This is a genomic window from Methylocaldum sp. RMAD-M, assembly GCF_017832375.1.
In the GTDB taxonomy this organism is placed as follows: Bacteria; Pseudomonadota; Gammaproteobacteria; order Methylococcales; family Methylococcaceae; genus Methylocaldum.
On the sequence record NZ_JAFIBZ010000005.1, the window covers coordinates 211,650 to 232,300 of the forward strand.

A 20,651-nucleotide genomic window follows, 5' to 3' on the forward strand; every position below is an offset into this window, starting at 1 on the left:
CTGCCAGCGGGTTTAGGGCTCCCGCGGTCGGCAAGTAGGTCTGGAATCCTTTCCCGACGCTGTTGTCGGCAAGGGATTGCCGACCTACTCAGGCAAACCGGAAAACGCTTAGCGTCCTGAGCCGTAAATCTGATCGAACACGCCACCGTCCGAGAAATGTGTCTTTTGGGCTTTGTTCCAGTCGCCGAAAACGTCGGAGATCCTGAACAGTTCGATCTTTTTGAATTGATTGCCGTATTTGGCCAGGATCTCCGGATCGCCGGGCCGATAGAAATGCTTTGCGGCGAGATCCTGGCCCTCCTTGCTGTAGAGATATTCCAGATAGGCTGTTGCGAGCTCTTCCGTGCCGTGGCGCTTGGCCACCTTATCCACCACCGTAACCGGCGGTTCGGCCAGAATGCTGAGGGACGGCGTGACGATCTCGAACTTCTGTCTGCCGTGTTCCGTGCTGCTGGATCGGCTGTATTCCTTGAGTATCAAATGGGCTTCGTTTTCCCAGGTGACCAGTACGTCGCCGATTTCCCGCTCGGCGAACGTAACGGTCGAGCCGCGCGCTCCCGTGTCCAATACCGCCGCATTCTTGTAGATCTTCTGCACCAGGTCCTTGGCGGCTGCCTCGTTTCCGTGCTTTTTCAGTCCGTAGCCCCAGGCGGCGAGATAGATCCAGCGGGCGCCGCCCGATGTTTTCGGATTGGGCGTGACCACCGAAACGCCGGGCTTGGCGAGGTCGTCCCAGTCCTTGATGCCCTTGGGATTTCCCTCGCGCACCAGGAACACCATGGTGGAGGTATAGGGGGCGCTGTTATTGGGCAGACGCGACTGCCAGTTTTCCGGAATCAGCTTGGCTTTTTGATACAACTGGTCGACGTCGTAAGCCAGGGCCAGCGTCACCACGTCCGCGTCCAGCCCGTCGATTACCGCGCGAGCCTGCTTGCCGCCGCCGCCGTGGGATTGTTTGACGGTAACCGTGTCCCCGGTCTTCTCGCGCCAGTACTTGGCGAAGGCCGCGTTGTATTCTTCGTAAAACTCACGGGTGGGGTCGTAGGAGACATTAAGCAGGCTGACGGCGGCGGCTTCGGTGGTGGACGAAGCGGCCAAGGCTATGCCGAGCAGAGCGGTGTTCAAGGTGTTTCTTAAATTTTTGAGTGTCATGAGGCTGGCTCCTTTTAATAAGAGAACTGGAATCGGGTGAAAAAGATCTTTTCGGTGGGCCGGTCGCCGTTGCCGGCTGCGCCGCCGTCGAAATGGGTCTGCTCGTAATCGGCCATGACTTTTACGTTATTGTTCAAATACCAGTTCAAGCCCAGCGCCCAGGAGGTCGCCTTGCTGACGGATTGGGCCGGGTTGGCGAAAAAGAGCGTGCTGGTCGCACGCGGATCGAAATCGCGAAAGGTATCGTCATCAACATCCAGCTCGCTCCAACGTCCCGCGACTTGCCACGCGCCCCATTGGCCGTTGAACGGATTAAACGCATGGCGGGGCTTTACGCCGTTGAAGCTGCTGTCCTCGCCGGTCAGGACATAGGAGAGCGCCACCTGCCAAGCGGTATTGTCCTGCCTCGTCTTCGCATTGATGGTAGGGCCGGTGATTGTGGATCGGCGGAGTTCCTGAGATGAGATGGCATATTCGCTGAGCAGTCCGAACGGTCCCCAATACCAGTACAGCTGCGGGTAGACCCGATAGTGATAGCCGTTTACCGAGGTGGCCGTGGCCGTGCTGTTGGCTTCGCTATACCTCAGGATTCTTTGCTGTCCGGGGCTGGTAAGTCCGGGGATGCTTGTTTCGTTGCGCGGGTGTCCCCAACTGCCGGCAACGCCGAGACCGAGTCCTTCCAAAGGTCCGATGCCGCTGTGCTGGAAGGGATGGGCGAACACCCGTCCTTGAAACTCGAAATCGTCATTCAAATCGGTGTCGATGAATCCATTGTCGCGAGCGCCATTGAATACGCCCAACTGATAGGTGATGAAGTCGTTGAAATTGTGCGGACCGCCATACTGGGTGGTGTAGCCGGGTTTGGCGAATTCGCCGTGCAGCAGAACGCCGACGTCACGGTTCGGTGCCAATTGCGTGGGGTAAGCGCGTTCGGCGAAGGTCAATGCGGTGGCCGACTGCAAACGCTCCAAGCTGATCGGCGCTTTTTGTTTGCCTACGTTGAGACTGGCGAAAGGCAAGTAATGGAGATCCAGGTAGGCGTCGAAGAGCCGGGATTGACCTCCGCCGAAGTCAGGCGCAATGCGGAAGTCGGCGTATTTGAACAAGGTGCCGTCGAAGTTCAAGCGTGCTCGGCGGATGGTGAACTTGTCCGCGATGGCATCGCCCGAGGAATCGTCCATGAAGATATTGCCGTCGGCCTGGACGTAGCCGCGTAACCTGAGTTGGTGGTCCCCATCCGGCGAGGTGATTCTGAAACCGGCGGAACCGGCTTCTACCCGCGGCGTTTTCTTGGCGTTGGCTTCGGTGACCTCGTGTTCGACTTCCAGTTTGCGTTCCAAAATTTTCACCTTTTGATCGAGCGCTTTCACGTCCGGCTCGGATGCCGTTGATGTGGATGCGGGCTTCTTCGAACGCAGCTTCTGGTTTTCCGCCTCTGAGGCTTCGAGTCGTCTTTCGAGTTCCAGGATGTGGCGTTCCAGCTTTTCGAAACGCTGTTCGGCAGTAATGGCCGAAGCTTCGGGTGCGAACCCCAGCCAGGCGCTGCCCACCCCCGCCGCCCACAGTAAAGACCATCGGTTTTGCATGATCGTGACCCCTTATCACATTCAGGCAGTTCCGGTGATCCGGTCAGCGTGCCGAGTCGTATTTTTCTTGTTGAACCTCCGGTGAACCGGTGGGCTGATTTCGATAATGGAAAAAAGAATGTGTACTGCTGATCGCTGTCTTAGTCCGCGGACGCGGCGGGACAGGCGAGATTGAGGCGAAGCTTTTCCTTGCGTTCGATCTGGACGATGCGTCCGTCATGCACGATGATCTCGACCGAGCCAAAACGTAGCCCCTGCAAGGCTTCCAGGATCTTTTGGGTTGTCAGCGATGTTTGTGAAGCTTGATAAGGCAAACGGTTGTTGAGCGTCATAGCGCAAGCCTTGGCTATTTTCCTGTTTAGTCTTTATCCTACGGTTCCGCGTTCGGGCGCCTTGATTCCGTGTGCTTTGTGAGGGACAAGGCCATGCTTCCGAATCGTCGTTGGAGGCATGTTAACAGCGAAGGTTAAAACGAAAAAGAATAAAAAATATAAAACTTATAACTAATGATAATAATAAAATCCAAGCTGTGCGGCGGCAGTCGAGGCAGGCATGTGAGGAAATGAGGCAAGCAGACGGAACAAAGAGCCGAACGTTTCCGGCGAATAGATCGGCCGCGAGGTTTTGATTATTTGTTTGATCGCTCCTTCATCTCGGTACCTTGTTCCATAAGTTTTTGGATATGTTCCTGCATCATATCCGGATCGTGCGGGGACGTCCGAATCTGGAGGAGTTTGAGGTGCTCCAATTTGAGACGCTCCCGCTCCTCGTCAGTCTTGGCATCTCGAATCTGGTGCATCAGGTCGTGCATTTTCAATAGATACTCTTGCCGCTCTTTCAGACGTTTTATCTGTTGTTCTCCTCCCTGGATTTCAGGCGAACCCGCCTGTGGTCGAGCCGGTTTTTCTTCCGCCGGAAGGAGTGGATTCAAGACGCACAAGCCCAGGATAATCGCCAGGGCTTTTCCTGTCTGTTTCATGATCATGCTCCGTTTTTCGGGGATGTCGGCGTCGTTTCATCACGTCTTCCTGACTTAGACGGCGCCGAAACGGCGCGATTCGATTTTGACGAATGTTTGAAAAAGTTCTTTTAGGGAAAACCTGGGAAGGCCCCGATGATTTTGTCGAATGTCGAATAATTATCGAGCCGATACTGGCATAATAGAAACCTGGAGACCATGCGCCAAGGCGGCTCTTTTAGGGCAGTCGATTGCCGAATTTCATCAGTCGGTCATAAAACAAGCAAAACATCCACATCGATGACCAAGAACAAAATCGGCTCGAACGGATTGGCCGGAACTCCACGATAACCCACACTCGCATTCATGCTGACTCAGTCCTTATCGCGCGCTGATTATTCCGGCTCTCTGATCTTGTGCGTTCTTGCGTTGGTGAATTATCTGCTGTTTTACGTGATCAATATCACGCTGGCGCGCAACCTTTCGGTTCGGGATTTCGACGATTTCAGCGTAGCGCTGTCCGCCATCACCATTTTGTCCACCGTGGCCACGCTCGGACTCGACAAGTACGCATTGCGCTGCATTCCGGTTTATCGGGAGAGAGGAGATTGGACGCGCAGCTTGGGGTTTTGGACCTTCTCCCTGCGTACGATCGTACTTTTCAGCCTACTCCTCGCCTTCATTGGGTTGATGCTCGGCATCGCCTCGGGAGCGAATTCTCCCATCGCCCTGGTCATTCTCGTCCTGTTCTTGCCCGCCATCGCCCCCGCCTTGTTTCTGGTCGAGGTGGTTACGGCGAACGGCAGGCAAATCGAGGCGGTCATGATCTACCGCTTGCTTTTGCCGACCAGCTTTCTTTTTTTCGTCTACCTGATTTTTCTATTCGATTTGCCGATGACGGCGGTCGGCGTCGCCTGCGGTTATGGCTTGGCCTGGCTATGGACCCTGAGTGCGATACACCAGTTGGCCCGGCTCACGATGCCGGAAGATACGTGGCGGGCTCGGCCCGACTTTTTGAGGGCCAAATGGGTGCGGCGGGCGGTGCCGCTGTTGCTGAACAGTTGGATGTTGAGCGTGATGGCCGGATCGGGAGTGATCGTTTTGGAACTGCTCTATCCGTCCGACGCGATCGTGGGCACCTATGCCGTCGCCGCGCAGACCGGCACCTTCATCGTGCTTCTGGCCAATACGGCGAACCGGTTTTATCTGCCGCTGACGTCGATGTTCATGGAGCGCGCGGACGGCTTGTCCTTGCGGCGTTTGATGCGGCACAGGCTAATGGTGGTGGGCGGGCTGGCGATCGCTTTTCTGACCGTCGTCGTGGTGCTCGGACAAACCATTCTCGACTGGTTCGGCCCCAATTTCAGCCATGGCTACGAAGCGCTGTGCGTGCTTGCGGTGGGTGCCTCGGTCAACGCCATTTTCTCGGATTCGCCCTATTACCTACAGTTTATGAAGCAGAGCCGCAGCGTATTCGTTTCCACCAGTTATGCGGTAGTCATCAATCTGGTGCTCGGTTTTTATCTGTCCGAGCGATTCGGCGCGGTGGGCGCGGCTTACGGCTACTCCTTGTCGATGTGCTTTCTGTTTGTCCTCTTGCGTTATCAGACGCGTCGACACTTGAATGCCGTTGGCGGACAGATCGCTTTTTGAAGCGAGCCTCGCTCTCTGGGCTAGAATACGCAGCCTGAACGACCGGCTGCCGCCGAATCATGGGCCGGGGGACAGAATCAGAGCATGGGTATCTTCGCGCCTTTGAGAATCAGACCGTGAAACCATTTTCCTATCGCTATGCCCAAGTAAGGGGCTGGGCGCTGCTCGGCCTTTTGCTGTTGGTGCTCGTCCTCCTCGGCGGCATGATTTGGCGCAACCTGGAGCGGTTTGAAACCGTGCGCGCCTACGTCGGCTACGCCCATCATATTCAGGAGGTCGCATTCAAGTTGCAGGACGCGCTGACGGGGTACTTTACGACCGGGTCAAACCGCCGCTTGCATGCGCAACAGCTTTCCGAGCTTTCCACCCGGCTTGCGGAACTGGCGCGGCATGATTATCACGTCGCGGCCGATACGCCGAACAAACTGACCGAAGTCAGCAGACTGATCGTCGAAATCAGCCGGGAGCGCTTGCCTCCGGAGAGCCAGGAAGCGCTCTTGCTGCGCGCACTCAAAATAACCAGCGCCATGCTGGACCAAGAGACACTGGAGCGGGAAAGATTGGTGGAGGAGATCGGCCAGGCGACCCGTACCGAAATCTCGCTGGTATTCGGAGTACTGGCGGCCATTCTGCTGTTCGGGGGAGTGTTCTTCCGCCGCCAAATCCTGGCGCCGCTGAACAATCTCAAGGAACTGCTGCTGCGCCTCGCCCACGAAGATTTCACGCCGATCGAAACCGCGCGGATCGACCCGCTCTTGCTGCCGGTGTTCAATAGCTATAACGATATGGTCAAGCGTCTGGCCGAGCTGGAGGAAGTCAAGCGCCACCACGCGGAATCCCTCGAAGCGGAGGTGCGCGCGGCCACGCGGGCCTTGCTGGAGCAACAGGCCAGTCTGTCCCGTACCGAACGATTGGCGGCGGTCGGCGAGCTGGCGGCCGGTATCGCCCACGAATTGCGCAACCCTCTCGCCGGCATCCAGATGACCTGCGTCAATCTCCGCAACGAGATCGACGATACCGAACAGGCGGAGAGGGTCGATTTGATCATCGCCGAGCTGAAGCGGATGGGACGGCTCCTCAACGAACTGCTCGATAATGGCCGACATACCCCGGCGCCCGTTGCCGAATGCGACGTCGGCGTGTTGATCCGCGAATTGGTGACACTGACCCGTTATCAGATCCAGCCCAACATCAGGCTCGATTGGAGCGCATCGAACGATTTGGTCTGCCGGCTGCCGGGATGCCGTCTGCGCCAGACCTTGCTCAATCTGATTCTGAACTCGGCGCAGGCTATCGGAGATCAAAACGGAACGATAGAAATTTGTGCCTGTCGAGGAGATGACCACGTTCTCCTCACGGTGACCGACGATGGGCCTGGGTTTCCCGAGGAGATCCTGCAAACCGGCATTCGTCCTTTCGCAACCGGGCGGCCCGGCGGTACCGGCCTCGGGCTGGCCATGGTTCAGCGGTTCACGCGCGATCTGGGCGGGCAGCTGGATATTTCGAATGTCGAGCCCCGTGGAGCTCGGGTGAGTTTAACGCTTCCTTGTCAATGGGTCTGAGTTTGCCGTGCTGAATACCTTGCTGATCATCGAAGACGAGGCCTTGTTCGGTTCCGAACTGACGCGCCACTATCGCAAGGCGGGTTGGGAAGTGGAATGGGCCAAAGACCTCAAGGATGCGAAGGAGTTGCTGCTGGAACAGGGATTCGAGCCGATCTTGATCCTGTCCGACATGAATCTGCCGGACGGCAACGCTCTGGATTTCATGGAATCGCTTCAAGGGCAGATCGCCAATACCGAATGGCTGCTGCTCACCGGGTACGGGAGCGTGCCGGATTCGGTGCGGGCTTTGCGCCTGGGTGCGTACGACTTCCTCGAAAAACCGTGCGAGATGTCGCGGCTCGACTTGGTGATCGCCGCCGCCGCCCGCAGCGCCCAAGCCCAAAAGCGCCTGGCTCAGCAAGTCCGCCAGCGCTATCGCCGTTATTCGCCGGAGGCCTATGTCGGCAAGAGCCGAGCGGCGCAGCGGGTGCGCGAGATGTTGACGCGCTTGACCCAAGTGCCTTTCAGCGCCTTGATCATCGGCGGCGAAACCGGCACCGGCAAGGGCCTCGCGGCCCGCATCCTGCATTATGGCGGGAAACGGGCGGAAAACCCGTTGATCGAGCTCAATTGCGCGGCGCTGCCGCGCGAGCTCCTGGAATCCGAACTGTTCGGGCATGAGGCCGGCGCATTCACGGGCGCCCTGTCACGGCACCGGGGATTGATCGAACAGGCCGAAGGCGGCACCTTGTTCCTCGACGAGATTGGAGAGATGGCTCCGGATCTTCAGTCCAAACTCCTCAAGGCGATCGAGGACCGGAAAATCCGCCGGCTGGGCTCGGAGAAGGAAATCTCGGTCGATGTGCAAATCCTCGCGGCAAGCCATAGGGATCTGGAGGACATGGTCAAGCGCGGCGAATTCCGCGGCGATCTTTACCATCGCTTGAGCGTGTTCAAGCTCACCCTGCCGCCCCTCAGGGACATCAAGGAGGACTTGGAAGATTTGGTGGAGCTTTTCGTGGCCGAGTTCAACGCCAAGGCCGGCAAGCACGTCAAGGTGGTTCCGGAAGCGGCCTGGGCGGAATTGCGGGCGCACGACTGGCCCGGCAATGTACGGGAATTGCGGAACGTCATCGAGCGTTGCGTGCTGTTCGCCGAGGGGCCGCTGTTGCCGGTCGAATGGTTGCAGCTGCGCCGGCACGGCGAAAAAGGAATGCCGGGCATCGATGCCGCGAGCGCGGACGGATTGTTCATTCCGCTCGACGGGAGCATGGCGTTGGACGATATGGATTGCTACATCATCCGAACCACCCTGGAGCGCCACGACGGCAACGTCACCGCCGCCGCCCGCGCCCTCGGCACGACCCGCGAAACGCTGCGCTATCGCATCCGGAAGTACGGGTTGAAAGAATCGAGCTGATCCGGCTATCGGCTTTCAGCACCGGCACGAGGCTAACGCGTCCCAGTGCCGGTACAGGACATCGCATTTTTGACTGGTTTTCGTTCCGTTTCCGGTTTCTGCTGGCCGGTTTGCCGGAGCACTCTAAGTTCGATTGTACGGTGAGGGAGCCGACGTAGTGCCGGCTTTCGGCAAGCGTCTTGAATCCCTCTCGATTCCCCTGTGCAAAAGAGGGCGGGCGGAATGGTTTTCATCCCGCCCGTTGCCGTGTCCGCACAAGCATGATGAAAACTCTCGCCCCGAACGACTGGGAGAAGTTCATTCGGTGACCCGGATGCGGTTCAAATACACCGCCTAAGCGGGTGGTCTTGAACCAGTCCACACTCAAATACCTCGCCAAATAAGTCATTTATATGAAAAATCAATAAGATAGAATTTTTCTGCATCTGGCATGGAAGTCGCTTCACCGGACTCGGTTAATGCAGTTTTGTGAGTGCGACTATGGTTTCGATCCAAGCTTTGCGCCGGGTGCCCCGAACCGGTCTGCCGGGGCTTAGAGACCATTGGCGATCGGATCTCGTATCCGGCTTTTTGGTGTTTCTCATCGCTTTGCCTCTGTGCCTCGGCATCGCCATGGCCTCCGGATTTCCGCCCATGGCGGGGATCATCAGTGCCGTGATCGGCGGGGTTGTGGTGTCCAGGATCAACGGCTCTCACGTCACCGTCAACGGTCCCGCCGCCGGACTCATCGTAGTGATCCTCTCGGCGGTCCAATCCTTGGGCCAAGGCGATGCCATGGCGGGTTACCGCTACACTCTCGCCGCCATTGTGATGGCCAGCGTTCTGCAAATTCTCATGGGCCTCTTGAAAGCCGGGAAGCTCAACGCCTATTTCCCGGCCGCGGTAGTGCACGGCATGCTGGCCGCCATCGGGATCATCATTATGGCCAAGCAAATCCACGTGATGCTCGGAGTGAAACCGGAAGACGGCGAAATACTCTCCGCGATCGCCGGGATTCCGCGCAGCGTGATGGCCGCCAACCCTGAAATCGCCCTGATCGGATTGCTGGGGCTGGTTATTTTGATAATCTGGTCGTGGGTCAGAAATCCGTATCTCAGGATGATCCCGGCCCCCCTGATCGTCATCGTCGTCGGCATGGCCCTGGGCCGGTATTTCGACCTGGAGCACGAACATGTCTTCCTGTTCCTGCCGCACCACGAGTACACGATAGGGCCGAGGTTCCTGGTCTCGATTCCGGAAGACGTTCTGGCGAGCTTTTACTTTCCGGACTTTTCGAAGATCGCGACGGTCGAGTTCTGGGGAGCCGTGATGTCGATCGGCCTGATCGGAAGCCTCGAATCGCTCCTGAGCGCCACGGCCGTTGACAAGCTCGATCCTTACAAGCGCCGTTCGGACCTGAACCGGGATTTGACCGCGGTAGGCGTGGGGAACCTGCTATCCGGACTGATCGGCGGGCTCCCGATGATCGCCGAGATCGTCCGTTCGTCGGCGAATATCAACAACGGGGCGAAGACCGGCTGGGCCAACTTTTTTCACGGCCTCCTGCTGGGCCTCTTCGTGGTGTTTTTTCCCCATGTCATCCATGAGATTCCGCTGGCGTCTTTGGCGGCGCTTCTGGTGTACACCGGCTTTCGCCTGGCTTCGCCCCGCCAGTTCGCCAAGACCATGGACATCGGCAAGGAACAGTTGGCGCTCTTCTGCGTCACGATTGTGGGCATTCTGACGACCGATCTATTGGTGGGGGTTGCAATCGGCATTGCCGCCAAGCTGATGATCCACATCTTTCGCGGCGTGGAACTCAAGCACCTGGCCAGGCTCGATTATGCGTTGAAGCAAACATCGCCCGGCACCTATCACGTCCGAATCGGCGGGTCGGCGATATTTTCCAATTTTCTGGCGCTCAAGCGCGTGGCGGCGGAATTGCCCGCCGGTCAGACAGTGATCTTCGATCTGGCGGACGCTTACCTCATCGACCATACGGTGATGGAATTCCTCGACCATTTCCGCCACGACTATCGCGACCACGGCGGCGAATGCCATCTTGCCGGTCTCGAAAACCACGAACCCTACGCCGACCATCCCTTGGCCGCACGGCGAAGGCGGCGGCCCATGGGGCGCCGGATCGTCTTCAAGATCGTCAAGAGCAGCTGATCCGGGAACGAAATGACCGCCATACCCCTCGCTCCGCTATCGATTCCGTTGGTCCGGTTCGCCGAGCCTCTTACCAAGGCGCTGGAAACCGAATACCAGGCCGAACGCATCATCGCGGCGCTGCGCCGCTGTCCTCAACGCAGGATCGAATTGGATTTCACCGGGCTTACCGATGCCAGTTTGGCGTTCTGCGACGAATTTTTCCGGCTTGCGGAGCGCGAACTCCCGGAAACCTGGCTGGTGCCCCGGCATTACGTTCACCCGTATCCGTGTCTGGTTCACGAACTGGTGAGCCGTTTGGAGCGATTGCGTGAAAAGACCTGGATCAAAGGGTGCGAATCGTTCATGACCGGAGCCGATCCCGGTCAGCGAAGTCATCGAACTTCCGCTGTTTGAGGCTCCGATGCTCGTAAGCGCCCGCCCTAGAGTTTTTCCCCGCGGTTTAGCGGTGCGGATTGGGAAATGCGTGGGTCGGCAATCCTTTGCCGACAAAGCCCTCGTCGACCCAGTGTGTCGGCAAAGGATTGCCGACACACTGCCGCACCGACCGGAAAAACGCTCCGATTGCGTCTCTTATTTCAACGCGGGCAATGCGCCTTTGCGAGTGCCGATGTAACCGATCACCGCGCGATGCAGGGCGTGCCACTTCTCGTTCAGCTTCGCGATCACGAGATCCTTGTCGTGCCCCATGTAGTTTTTATTCACTTCCTCGCCGGCGTGCTGGAAATTGCTCATGATGTAGGAGAAGCCGTGGGCATTTTCCACGATCTGTAAACCGGCCGCTTCCGCGCCCATCGGCGTGGAAAGGATGCGCGTCAAGCGGCGATTATCTACGTTGTAGGCCCAGACGTAGTTATTGTTGCGGCGGCTGGTGTCTTCGCCGATAAAAAGCGTGCGGCTCGCGGGCGAAAACTTGAGATTGTCCGGTCCGCAAACCTTGTCCTGCTCGCAGCGGTTGCCTTCGGCATCCTTTCTGTCTTCGCCGTTGTCATTCTTGCCCAGCCACCCGCCCAGGAGTTCCGGTACGGATCTCATGGCGGACGCCACGAAGCGGCTATCGATTCCGGCTTCATGGCCGTCGGTCAGCTTGAGCTCGTAAACCGCCCCGCCGTCGTTTTGAGGCAGGCGAATATCGCCGGTGCCGTCGGCCATGCCTTTTTCGATACGCGAGATGGCGACATACGCCTTGCGTCCGCTCGGATCGTGGGCGACGCCTTCCATTTTGGAGAATTCGGTCGTGGCTCCGAGATAGGCCGCGTAACGGCGGGTTTCCAGAAAAGCCGCGGCTTTTTCCATATGGGGCTTGAGCCGCAGCCATTCGGTGCCGGTGTAGGTGGTGACTTTCTTGTAGCCATGCTCATGGGGGTCGGTATTGCTGGCGTCGAATATGTCGGCGAACTTGATGCCGTTATCGACCAGGGCCCTGATTTCGGCATCCGCGGCCGAGCCCAGCTTGATCCAGGTCAGCTTCGCCGCTCCTCCTTTCGACGCCGTGGTTTGTTTCCATTTGGCGGCGTAAAGCGTGCCTGACGACAGATCCTCGGGGTGGTCGGCGATGAACATGAACAGCCCGGTATTGACGCCGTCGTCGCCCATGTAAGCCGTGCGCCGGTCGGGCATTATTTCGGCCAATTCCCGCGAAAACCGGCCCAGGACGTAGTGCTTGACGGCCGATGCGGTTCCGTTGGCGTCGATCTTTACCTCCGGCACCAAACCATAGTGATAGGCATTGGCGTGTGCGGCATCGCCGAAGTAATACCGGCTGAACGAGTCGATGTCTGTGGTGTCGTCGCTGTCCTCGGTCTTGGCGCCGCCGCCGCGAACCTTGGCGTCCGGTTCGTATTCTTCGCTGCCGAGATGCGTGTTCCAGGGCGAAAGCGAGGCGGCGCAGGCTATCCAAAGGCCGTTCACGCTGCCGAAGCTGATGTTGTGGTAATCCGCAACCGTCAGGGCGCCGGTGGATTTGTTTTGATCGAGCTTGGCAAAGCTCGCGGTCGCCGGCAGCTTGCTCCAAAAGCGTCCCGATTGCCCGGCGGGCGGCAGTTCCTTGTATTCGTACTGGGTGACCAGGGCCAGGGCTTCGTTTCGAAGAGGATCCTGGGCCTTCATGCCCGGTATCGCCATCAGGGAGTTGCCGTCCGGCGAATCCGAGGCGATTTGTCCGTAGGTGTCGGCCAGCGGGTGATCATGGTAGTCGTACAAGCCGCCCACGGTATGCCCGGCGATCGAATCGGCGGTGCCCATCAGTTCGTGATAACTCAGATCGTAAGTCCGGCTCTTGCCGTTCCGGTAAATCACTTTCATCCGGGCTTTGCTGTAAATGTCCGTTTTCTCGTCGGCGGTGACGGGAGCAGGCATCCCGATGAATTCGACCGATTTGACGGTTGGGGCGGCGTCGGCCGAACCGGCGAAAGTCAGCAGCGAGAGCGCTGACGAAACGGCTACGGTGAAAGCGTTCATTCTTGGCATTATTCGAAAAATATTTAACCCTAGTCGACGAATGTTAAATTCTTGTGACAATACGCCGAACAGGTGAGGCATTTGCCCTATGGTCCAGGCATTTCCCGCAAAAGGCGCGCCATAATCCGTTTGCGCATGCGATTTCTGGCTGATCCGGTATGTGGAATGAAACGTGCTTGTAACAATCCGCGGCTTGCTTCGGCAAGCCGTCTGATTCGCCTTTTTAACCGACTGATTAGGGAGTGGATTGCTCATGAAGACATTTATCGGTGTGATCACAGGGATTCTTTTCTTTTTCAGCGGGGCTGCCGCGCAGGCCGCCCTGCTGGAAGGCCAATCGGTTTATTTCCAGTTTGCGGACGAGGACCTGGATTACTTCGGGACACCGTCCATCGACGGCGATACCCTGAGCTTCGCCTTTTCCGATCGTTCTGCCGCCTCGGCTTCCCAGCGCCTAAGGGAAACCATGGAATTTCAGGTCATCGCCAAGGACGGATTTCTGATCGATCAGTTTCACTTGGCGGAGGGCGGCGACTACGCACTCGCCGGAAAGAACAGCAGCGTTTCGGCCAGCAGTCGGCTCCGGCTCGACGATTTTACCAACGACGAGCTGTTCCGCGACTCGGGTGAAAAATCCTTCCGCCTCGGCGGCAGCGGCGGCGAAAAGGCGGGCAGCTGGACCACGCTGTTCGAGCAGTCGATTGCCCGGAGCGAAGAACTGGACGTCCTATTGACGACGATGCTGGGGGCCGTTCCGGTGGGCAGTCAGGGTGAGGCCTGGATCGATCTGAACTCGATCCGCGTGACCATCGGCGCGGTTCTGTCCGGCGGCGAACCGGCCCCGGTGCCTTTGCCCGCGGCCGTGTGGCTCTTGGCTTCCGGACTCGCCGGTTTGAGCGGCGTGACGGCCGCCAAGAAGCGCCGCAGCGTGCTTTTACGCGCATAACAAACATCATCGGCCGATAAGCGCCGCGTGTATCTTGGGTACGGGAGGAATTCGGCCAAAAGTAGCGCGGGGCCGGGCCCATTCCGCTCTTCGCCTCGATGCGGGAACGCATCGCAAGACCCACACGCCGACCGCGGCAAAGGGATTGGACCTGCGGTCGCTTTCGTTCGATATGCTTGAAATCATCCTTGCTCGCGCCTGCGGACGCGCGGGACTGCCGTTTCTGGGCTACCGGTAAAGTGCTTCGCTTTGGATGAATCGCCGGACCGGCTCGGGAATCAAATAACGGGCGCTCTTGCCGGTTTTTACGGCTTCCCGGATGCGGGTCGCCGAAATATCGAGCTGGGTGACATCGACGAAATGGATTGCTCCCGCCGGCTGAGGGCGCATGGCACCTGGCTGTTCGGTACGGCGTTCTGCGATGCGCGATGCCAAATCGCCCGCAAAATCGGGCGCTGCGCCCGGCCGTTGCATGACGACGATATGGGCGAGATCGAACAGCTCCCGCCAGCGGTGCCAGCGGGGAAAGCCGAGGAAGGCATCCAGCCCGACGATCAGGCACAACGGCCGAGCGCCGATCTCCGCTCGAATGGACGCAAGCGTATCCACCATGTAGGACGGCCCGGGCCGGTCTAGTTCCCGTGTATCGATACGGAAGCCGGGCTCGGCGTCGTGCAGGGCCAGCTCCAGCATCTTAAGGCGATGCTCGGGTTCGGCCTCCGGCGCAGCGCGGTGGGGCGGCAAACGGCAGGGGACGAAGCGGACCTCGTCCAGTTCGACCGCTTCTTTGACTTCCAGGGCCGTCCGCAGGTGGCCGTAGTGGATGGGATCGAAGGTTCCGCCGTATATGCCGATCATGAGCGCTCTTGGGGGGAGAGGCCGTAGCAGTAGGCCGGGAACCCTTTCCCGACATATTCGTCGGCAAAGGATTGCCGACCTACGATACTAATCCGCCCTAGGTGTTGCAAGTCAGGCGCGGATATGCCCATCGCCCAGAACGATGAATTTCTGGGTGGTCAATCCTTCCAGTCCTACCGGGCCGCGGGCGTGCAGCTTGTCGGTGCTGATGCCGATTTCGGCGCCCAAGCCGTATTCGTAACCGTCGGCGAACCGGGTGGAGGCGTTGACCATTACCGAGCTGGAATCCACTTCCCGGAGAAAACGGCGCGCGCGGGTGTAGTCCTCGGTCACGATGGCGTCCGTGTGTTGCGATCCGTGCCGATTGATATGATCCAGCGCCTCGTCGAGGCCCTCGACCACGCGGATGGACAGGATGGGCGCGAGATATTCGGTGTCCCAGTCTTCCGCGGTTGCCGGCGTACAGTCCGGCAAGATTTGCACGGTTCTAGGGCAGCCGCGGAGCTCCACGCCCTTTTCCCGAAAGAGGTGCGCCAGGTCCGGAAGGAGAACGGGCGCAATCGGGGCAGCGATCAGCAAGGTTTCCATCGCATTGCAGACACCGAAGCGCTGGGTCTTGGCATTCAGAGCAATCTTGATGGCCTTGTCGAAATCGCAGCGGTCGTCGATGTAGACGTGGCAGATGCCGTCCAGGTGTTTGATGACCGGGATGCGGGATTCTTCCGTGATGCGCTCGATGAGGCTCTTGCCGCCGCGCGGCACGATCACGTCCACGTGGCGTTCCATGCGGATCAGCTCGCCGACCGCCGCCCGGTCGGTGGTTTCGATCAGTTGCACGGCGTCGCGGGGCAGTCCCGCTTGCTCAAGACCGTCCCGTATGCAGTCGGCGATGGCCTTGTTGGAATGTATGGCTTCGGACCCGCCCCGCAGGATGCAGGCGTTGCCGGATTTGAGGCAAAGCGCCGCGGCGTCCGCGGTCACGTTGGGGCGGGACTCGTAGATGATCCCGATGACGCCCAAAGGCACCCGCATCCGGCCGACCTGAATGCCGGAGGGTCTATAGGTGAGGCCGGTGATTTCGCCCACCGGATCGGAAAGCGCGGCCACTTCGCGCAGACCTTGAGCCATGGCGTCTATGCGCTTTTCGGTGAGGTCCAGCCGGTCGAGCATCGCGCCGTCGAGTCCTCTGTGGCGTCCGGCCTCGAGATCCTTGTGATTCTCCGCCATCAGCAATTGGGCATTGCTTTGCAGGGTGTCGGCGATGGCCAGGAGAGCGCTGTTCTTTGCGGCGGTCTCCGCACGGCTCATCGAGCGGGCGGCCTCGCGAGCCTGCTCGCCCACCCTAAGCATATAAGTTTGAAGGTCGTTTAACATGGGTCGTTCAAGGAAAGGTGAATAATCGAAAGCGGTGAGCTATGAAACGTCAATGAGGCTTCGCCGTAATGCGTGTTCCCGAAGGTGCCGTGAGGCTTACGCAGACGGACAACAGTTCTTCCCAGGGGTCGCCCGTTTCCATGCCTTTGATCACTCTGTCAGCCTTGGCGCTGAGCAAGAGGGTCCGGTGAATGCTGTCGCGGTTCAGGCGCTGCAGTGCCTGGAGCACGGTCGATTTTCGTTTGTCCCACACTTGGCATTTCGCCAATGCCGATTCGGTCGAGGTGCCTTGGGCGACCAGAGCCATGATGTTGCCGATCAGGCGAACGTCGCGGGTGAGCGCCCATAGCGCGACCGCAGGCGCCACGCCTTCCGCCTTGAGTCCCGTGAGTACGCGGTAGGCTTTCTGAGTGTGACCGCGCAAGACTTCTTCGGCCAGATCGAAAACATCGTAACGGGCGCTGTCGGCGACGGTCTTGACGATCTGGTCGTCGTCGATCTTGCCCTTGCCGTACAAGATGTGCAATTTTTCGATTTCCTGGGCGGCCGCCAGCAAATTGCCTTCGACGCGGGCGGCCAATATGCGGATGCCCGAGCGGTCGGCCAACAGACCTTTCGCGTTCAAGCGCCGGTCGAGCCAGCGCAGCAATTGCTCGCCCTCCAGGGGCCAGACCTGGACCACCACGCCGATGCGGTCGATGGCCTGGTACCAGCGGCTTTTTTGTTCGGCGCCCCCGATTTTCGCGCTGCTGACGATGAGGACTGCGTCTTCCGCGGGCCGCTCGGCATAACGCGCCAGGGCTGCCGCCGCCGCTTTGTCCGGCTTCGCGGGAAGGCGCAGGTCCAAAATGCGCTTTTCGCCGAAGAGAGAAAACGAATCGGCGGCCTCCTGCAAGCTGCCCCAGTCGAAGCCGGTATCGGCGTAGAACAATTCACGGCTGCCGTACCCGGCGGCACGCGCCGCCTGCCGTATCGCGTCGGCCGCTTCCGCAAGCTGCAGGGGCTCGTCTCCGCTCAGGAAATAAACCGGAGCCAGACGCTTCTTCAGTTGCTCTCCCAGCTGCTCGGCGGATAGTTTCACGACTTGTCCGCAGGCGGGCGGCTCAGTGCGTAAGCGACGCGGCGAAACAGGAGTTGGGCGGCCTCGCGCTGCATCTCCTGCTGGATTTGGTATTCCTCCTGGGTTTGACTGAGCGGGGAGGTCTGATCGTTGAAATAATCCCGTTTCAGCTCGAGCTCCTGGCGCGGCAGCAGTATCTCGCCCTGTGGCGTCGACACCTCGTAGACGACCCGATAGCTCAAATCGAACAGGTTGGCTCGGCCTTGCTTGCTCAGACCGATCGGGCGGCGGTCCTGCCTCGCCTGGACGATGTGGATCACCGCGCCGGCCTGGCTGGGAGCCGCCGCGAGGTTGCCCCCGGAATAAGACAAAATCTGCGAAAACTCCTGAACGAACAGGTCTCCGCGCCCCAAACCGTCGATGTAGAAGGTTTTAGCGACCATCGTGGCCGGCAAGCTGCCGCGGAGATGGAATCCGCAAGCCGAGAGCAATAGGGCGAAAATTGCCGAAACCGCCGCTTTTGCGAGAGACCGTCTTGTCATTGGCTACACCACGATGTTGACCAGCTTGCGCGGAACCACGATAACCTTTTTGACCGGTTTGTCCTCGACGAAGCGCTGCACGTTGGGATCGCCGAGCGCGGCGGCCTCGACGGCGTCGTTGGCGGCATCCACCGGCACGGTGATTTTGCCGCGCAGCTTGCCGTTCACCTGAACCACCAGCTCCACGGTGTTTTGCACCAGCGCCGATTCGTCCACTCTTGGCCATGCCATGGTCGCGACCGTTTCGGGATGTCCGAGTTCGTGCCACAAGCGGTGGCAAATATGGGGCACGATGGGAGACAGCATCAGCACCACGAGCTCCAGCGTTTCCTGGCGCACTGCGCGTCCCTCATCGCTCGCATCGTCGAACTTCGCCAAGGCGTTGAGCAGTTCCATGTTGGCGGCGATCGCCGTGTTGAAGGTGTAACGCCGGCCGATATCGTCGCTGACCTTGCGAAGGGTCTCGTGCGTCTGGCGCCGCATGGCCTTTTGCGCCTCGTCGAGCGCCGTCTTGTCGAGCCTAGGGGCGGGGCCTTGGTCGACATGGACGGCGACCTGTTTCCAGAGGCGCCTCAGGAACCGAAATCCACCTTCCACGCCGCTGTCCGACCATTCCAGCGACTGCTCGGGCGGGGACGCGAACATCATGAACAAGCGCGCCGTGTCCGCGCCGTAACGATCGATCAGCGCTTGCGGATCGACGCCATTGTTCTTGGACTTGGACATTTTTTCGGTGCCGCCGATCGTGACCGGCTGTCCATCGGCCTTCAAGCTCGCGCCCAGCGGCCTTCCCCGCTCGTCCAATTGCACGTCCACTTCGGCCGGGTTGTAGTAGTGCTTCTTGCCGTCGGCCTGCTCCCGGTAGAAGGTCGGCGCCACCACCATGCCCTGGGTGAGCAGATTGGTGAAGGGTTCGTCGCTGTCCACCAGGCCCACGTCGCGCATCAGCTTATGGAAGAAGCGCGCGTACAGAAGATGCAGGATGGCGTGCTCGATGCCGCCGATGTACTGATCCACCGGCAGCCAGTATTTGGCGCGTTGATCCAGCATGGCGTCGTGGCTGTCCGGGCAGGCATAGCGGGCGTAGTACCAGGACGATTCGACGAAGGTGTCCATGGTATCCGTCTCGCGCTCAGCCGGGCCTCCGCATTTCGGGCAGGTTGTTTGATACCACTCGGGCATTTTCTTGAGCGGAGAGCCCACATCGATCTTGACGTCTTCCGGCAATACCACGGGGAGCTGATCTTCTGGTACCGGCACGTCGCCGCAGTTCGGACAATGAATGACGGGAATCGGGCAGCCCCAGTAACGCTGGCGGGAGATGCCCCAGTCGCGCAGGCGGAACTGGGTGCGCTTCTGGCCTAGGCCTTTGGCTTCGAGATCGGCGGCGATGGCGTCGAAGGCTTGCTGGAAATCGAGGCCATCGTATTTTCCCGAATTCACGCACACGCCGTACTCGGCATAGTCGTCTATCCACTCGCCCTCCGGATCGACCGTCTCATAAGCGTCCGATTTGGACGCGATGACGGTTTTGATCGGCAGTCCATATTTATGCGCAAACTCGAAATCCCGCTCGTCGTGAGCCGGCACCGCCATCACCGCGCCTTCGCCGTAACCCCATAATACGTAATTGGCGATCCATACCGGCAGTTTTTCGCCGGTTAATGGATGAATGACGAAGCGGCCGGTCGCCATGCCTTTCTTTTCCATGGTGGCGAGCTCGGCTTCCGCCGTGCCGCCGTGTTTGCATTCCTCGATGAAGGCTTCCAATTCCGGATGGCCTTCCGCGGCTGCCAGGGCCAGCGGATGTTCCGCCGCCACGGCGACATAAGTCGCGCCCATCAGGGTGTCGGGGCGGGTGGTGTAAACCTTGAGGACGTCACTGCCGTCCTCGTAGGGAAAATGCACTTCGCAGCCGTGGCTCTTGCCGATCCAGTTGCGCTGCATGGTCTTCACCTGTTCGGGCCAGCCCGGCAACTGGTCCAGCCCGGCGAGCAGTTCCTCGGCGTAGGCGGTGATGCGCATGAAGTACATGGGGATGTCGCGCTTTTCCACCGGCGCGCCCGACCGCCAGCCGCGGCCGTCGATCACTTGTTCGTTGGCCAGCACGGTCTGGTCCACGGGGTCCCAGTTCACCGGGGCGACCTTCTTGTAGATCAGGCCTTTTTCGAACAGCTTGGTGAACAGCCATTGTTCCCAGCGATAATAATCGGGCTTGCAGGTGGCGATCTCGCGGCTCCAGTCGATGGCGAGCCCCAGCGACTTGAGCTGCTTGCGCATGTAATCGGCATTGGCGTAAGTCCACGCCGCCGGAGCGACCTTGTTCTGCATCGCGGCGTTTTCCGCCGGCAGTCCGAAGGCGTCCCAGCCCATCGGCTGAAGCACGTTCTTGCCCTGCATGCGCTGATAGCGGGCGATCACGTCGCCGATGGTATAGTTGCGGACATGGCCCATGTGCAGCCGCCCGCTGGGGTAGGGGAACATGGACAGGCAGTAATACTTTTCCCTGGCCGGGTCTTCGACGGCGCGGAAAACGCCCTGGGCTTCCCAGGCGTCCTGGGCTTCTTGTTCGATGGTCTGCGGCTTGTAAATGTCTTCCATACGCGGGGATTTCGGTCGCCGAATTAAACCTTGTAGGATACTAAAGCACTCGCCGGTACCGCAAATGGGCGCGGGCTTCGTCGGCGATCCTCGTTTTGTCCTGAAAACCGGATTTCGTAGGGTGGGTTAGGCGCGCATAGCGACAGATTTGGTATTAGTCACTGTGCCGCGAGCGCGCCGTAACCCACCAAAAGGTGTGGTCCACGCCCCCCTGGTGGGTTACGGCGCGCGGAAACACCGAAGGAACTTTGCGGACTCGGTGCGATGCGCGCCTAACCCACCCTACGAATCCGTACTTCGGAACAAACACGAGTTGCCGGGACTCCTGAACGGGATACTCCGAATA

General features: G+C 59.4%; 16 protein-coding genes. 6 read left to right on the top strand and 10 right to left on the bottom strand.

All coding sequences use genetic code 11. From position 1 onward, the window contains the following. Window positions 1–108: 108 nt before the first annotated feature. From JOD69_RS07505 to JOD69_RS07520, 4 genes are all read right to left on the bottom strand, one after another. The gene (locus JOD69_RS07505; protein WP_086134949.1) at window positions 109–1,152 is read right to left on the bottom strand and encodes a sulfate ABC transporter substrate-binding protein; all 1,044 of its coding nucleotides are present in this window, start codon (window positions 1,150–1,152) and stop codon (window positions 109–111) included. Between the two features lie 14 nt (window positions 1,153–1,166). Continuing rightward, window positions 1,167–2,738: a porin gene (locus JOD69_RS07510; protein ID WP_086134948.1), complete on the bottom strand. Its 1,572-nt coding sequence runs from the start codon at window positions 2,736–2,738 to the stop codon at window positions 1,167–1,169. Between the two features lie 140 nt (window positions 2,739–2,878). Beyond that, window positions 2,879–3,070, bottom strand: a complete 192-nt coding sequence (locus JOD69_RS07515) for a YezD family protein (protein WP_077727870.1) — start codon at window positions 3,068–3,070, stop codon at window positions 2,879–2,881. Between the two features lie 296 nt (window positions 3,071–3,366). Further along, window positions 3,367–3,717, bottom strand: a complete 351-nt coding sequence (locus JOD69_RS07520) for a hypothetical protein (protein ID WP_210023839.1) — start codon at window positions 3,715–3,717, stop codon at window positions 3,367–3,369. Between the two features lie 345 nt (window positions 3,718–4,062). Between JOD69_RS07520 and JOD69_RS07525 the strand changes: the two genes are divergently transcribed. From JOD69_RS07525 to JOD69_RS07545, 5 genes are all read left to right on the top strand, one after another. Then, entirely contained in the window at window positions 4,063–5,349 is a 1,287-nt protein-coding gene (locus JOD69_RS07525; RefSeq protein WP_077727872.1) for an oligosaccharide flippase family protein, read from the top strand. Window positions 5,350–5,465: 116 nt separating this feature from the next. Then, window positions 5,466–6,911, top strand: a complete 1,446-nt coding sequence (locus tag JOD69_RS07530; protein WP_240502349.1) for an ATP-binding protein — start codon at window positions 5,466–5,468, stop codon at window positions 6,909–6,911. A 7-nt stretch (window positions 6,912–6,918) separates the two neighbouring features. Next, window positions 6,919–8,313 (top strand): sigma-54 dependent transcriptional regulator, encoded by a 1,395-nt coding sequence (locus JOD69_RS07535; protein WP_077727874.1) that lies wholly within the window; start codon window positions 6,919–6,921, stop codon window positions 8,311–8,313. A gap of 480 nt (window positions 8,314–8,793) precedes the next feature. After that, complete coding sequence (locus JOD69_RS07540; RefSeq protein ID WP_086133048.1) at window positions 8,794–10,464, top strand: SulP family inorganic anion transporter; 1,671 nt, start codon at window positions 8,794–8,796, stop codon at window positions 10,462–10,464. Between the two features lie 12 nt (window positions 10,465–10,476). Further along, window positions 10,477–10,860, top strand: coding sequence for a hypothetical protein (locus JOD69_RS07545; protein WP_086133049.1), 384 nt, complete (start codon window positions 10,477–10,479; stop codon window positions 10,858–10,860). Between the two features lie 177 nt (window positions 10,861–11,037). On the opposite strand, the gene JOD69_RS07550 is transcribed toward JOD69_RS07545, so the two are convergent. After that, window positions 11,038–12,924, bottom strand: coding sequence for an alkaline phosphatase PhoX (locus JOD69_RS07550; RefSeq protein ID WP_168183706.1), 1,887 nt, complete (start codon window positions 12,922–12,924; stop codon window positions 11,038–11,040). 253 nt (window positions 12,925–13,177) lie between these two features. Here JOD69_RS07550 and JOD69_RS07555 point away from each other — a divergent pair, with 253 nt between their 5' ends. Beyond that, window positions 13,178–13,870 carry a VPLPA-CTERM sorting domain-containing protein gene (locus JOD69_RS07555; protein WP_086133051.1) on the top strand — a complete coding sequence of 231 codons (693 nt, stop codon included), beginning with the start codon at window positions 13,178–13,180 and terminating at the stop codon, window positions 13,868–13,870. Between the two features lie 228 nt (window positions 13,871–14,098). Here JOD69_RS07555 and nadD read toward each other — a convergent pair whose 3' ends face one another. From nadD to leuS, 5 genes are all read right to left on the bottom strand, one after another. Further along, on the bottom strand, window positions 14,099–14,728 hold the full coding sequence (gene nadD, locus JOD69_RS07560) for a nicotinate-nucleotide adenylyltransferase (protein WP_086133053.1): 630 nt from the start codon (window positions 14,726–14,728) through the stop codon (window positions 14,099–14,101). Window positions 14,729–14,839: 111 nt separating this feature from the next. Further along, window positions 14,840–16,102, bottom strand: coding sequence for a glutamate-5-semialdehyde dehydrogenase (locus JOD69_RS07565; RefSeq protein WP_086133054.1), 1,263 nt, complete (start codon window positions 16,100–16,102; stop codon window positions 14,840–14,842). A 49-nt stretch (window positions 16,103–16,151) separates the two neighbouring features. Beyond that, entirely contained in the window at window positions 16,152–17,183 is a 1,032-nt protein-coding gene (gene holA, locus JOD69_RS07570) for a DNA polymerase III subunit delta (protein WP_086133055.1), read from the bottom strand. After that, complete coding sequence (lptE, locus tag JOD69_RS07575) at window positions 17,180–17,704, bottom strand: LPS assembly lipoprotein LptE (protein WP_086133056.1); 525 nt, start codon at window positions 17,702–17,704, stop codon at window positions 17,180–17,182. Before lptE ends, holA begins: the two co-directional genes overlap by 4 nt. A 3-nt stretch (window positions 17,705–17,707) precedes the next feature. Next, window positions 17,708–20,305: a leucine--tRNA ligase gene (leuS, locus tag JOD69_RS07580; RefSeq protein ID WP_086133057.1), complete on the bottom strand. Its 2,598-nt coding sequence runs from the start codon at window positions 20,303–20,305 to the stop codon at window positions 17,708–17,710. Window positions 20,306–20,651: the final 346 nt, after the last annotated feature.

Excerpts from the sequence above, each read along its gene's own strand:
- nadD (WP_086133053.1), bottom strand. The coding sequence starts at position 14,728 with ATGATCGGCATATACGGCGGAACCTTCGATCCCATCCACTACGGCCAC.
- JOD69_RS07525 (WP_077727872.1), top strand. The coding sequence starts at position 4,063 with ATGCTGACTCAGTCCTTATCGCGCGCTGATTATTCCGGCTCTCTGATC.
- lptE (WP_086133056.1), bottom strand. The coding sequence starts at position 17,704 with ATGACAAGACGGTCTCTCGCAAAAGCGGCGGTTTCGGCAATTTTCGCC.
- JOD69_RS07515 (WP_077727870.1), bottom strand. The coding sequence starts at position 3,070 with ATGACGCTCAACAACCGTTTGCCTTATCAAGCTTCACAAACATCGCTG.
- JOD69_RS07505 (WP_086134949.1), bottom strand. The coding sequence starts at position 1,152 with ATGACACTCAAAAATTTAAGAAACACCTTGAACACCGCTCTGCTCGGC.
- JOD69_RS07510 (WP_086134948.1), bottom strand. The coding sequence starts at position 2,738 with ATGCAAAACCGATGGTCTTTACTGTGGGCGGCGGGGGTGGGCAGCGCC.
- leuS (WP_086133057.1), bottom strand. The coding sequence starts at position 20,305 with ATGGAAGACATTTACAAGCCGCAGACCATCGAACAAGAAGCCCAGGAC.
- JOD69_RS07520 (WP_210023839.1), bottom strand. The coding sequence starts at position 3,717 with ATGAAACAGACAGGAAAAGCCCTGGCGATTATCCTGGGCTTGTGCGTC.
- JOD69_RS07565 (WP_086133054.1), bottom strand. The coding sequence starts at position 16,102 with ATGTTAAACGACCTTCAAACTTATATGCTTAGGGTGGGCGAGCAGGCT.
- JOD69_RS07540 (WP_086133048.1), top strand. The coding sequence starts at position 8,794 with ATGGTTTCGATCCAAGCTTTGCGCCGGGTGCCCCGAACCGGTCTGCCG.
- JOD69_RS07555 (WP_086133051.1), top strand. The coding sequence starts at position 13,178 with ATGAAGACATTTATCGGTGTGATCACAGGGATTCTTTTCTTTTTCAGC.
- JOD69_RS07550 (WP_168183706.1), bottom strand. The coding sequence starts at position 12,924 with ATGAACGCTTTCACCGTAGCCGTTTCGTCAGCGCTCTCGCTGCTGACT.
- JOD69_RS07545 (WP_086133049.1), top strand. The coding sequence starts at position 10,477 with ATGACCGCCATACCCCTCGCTCCGCTATCGATTCCGTTGGTCCGGTTC.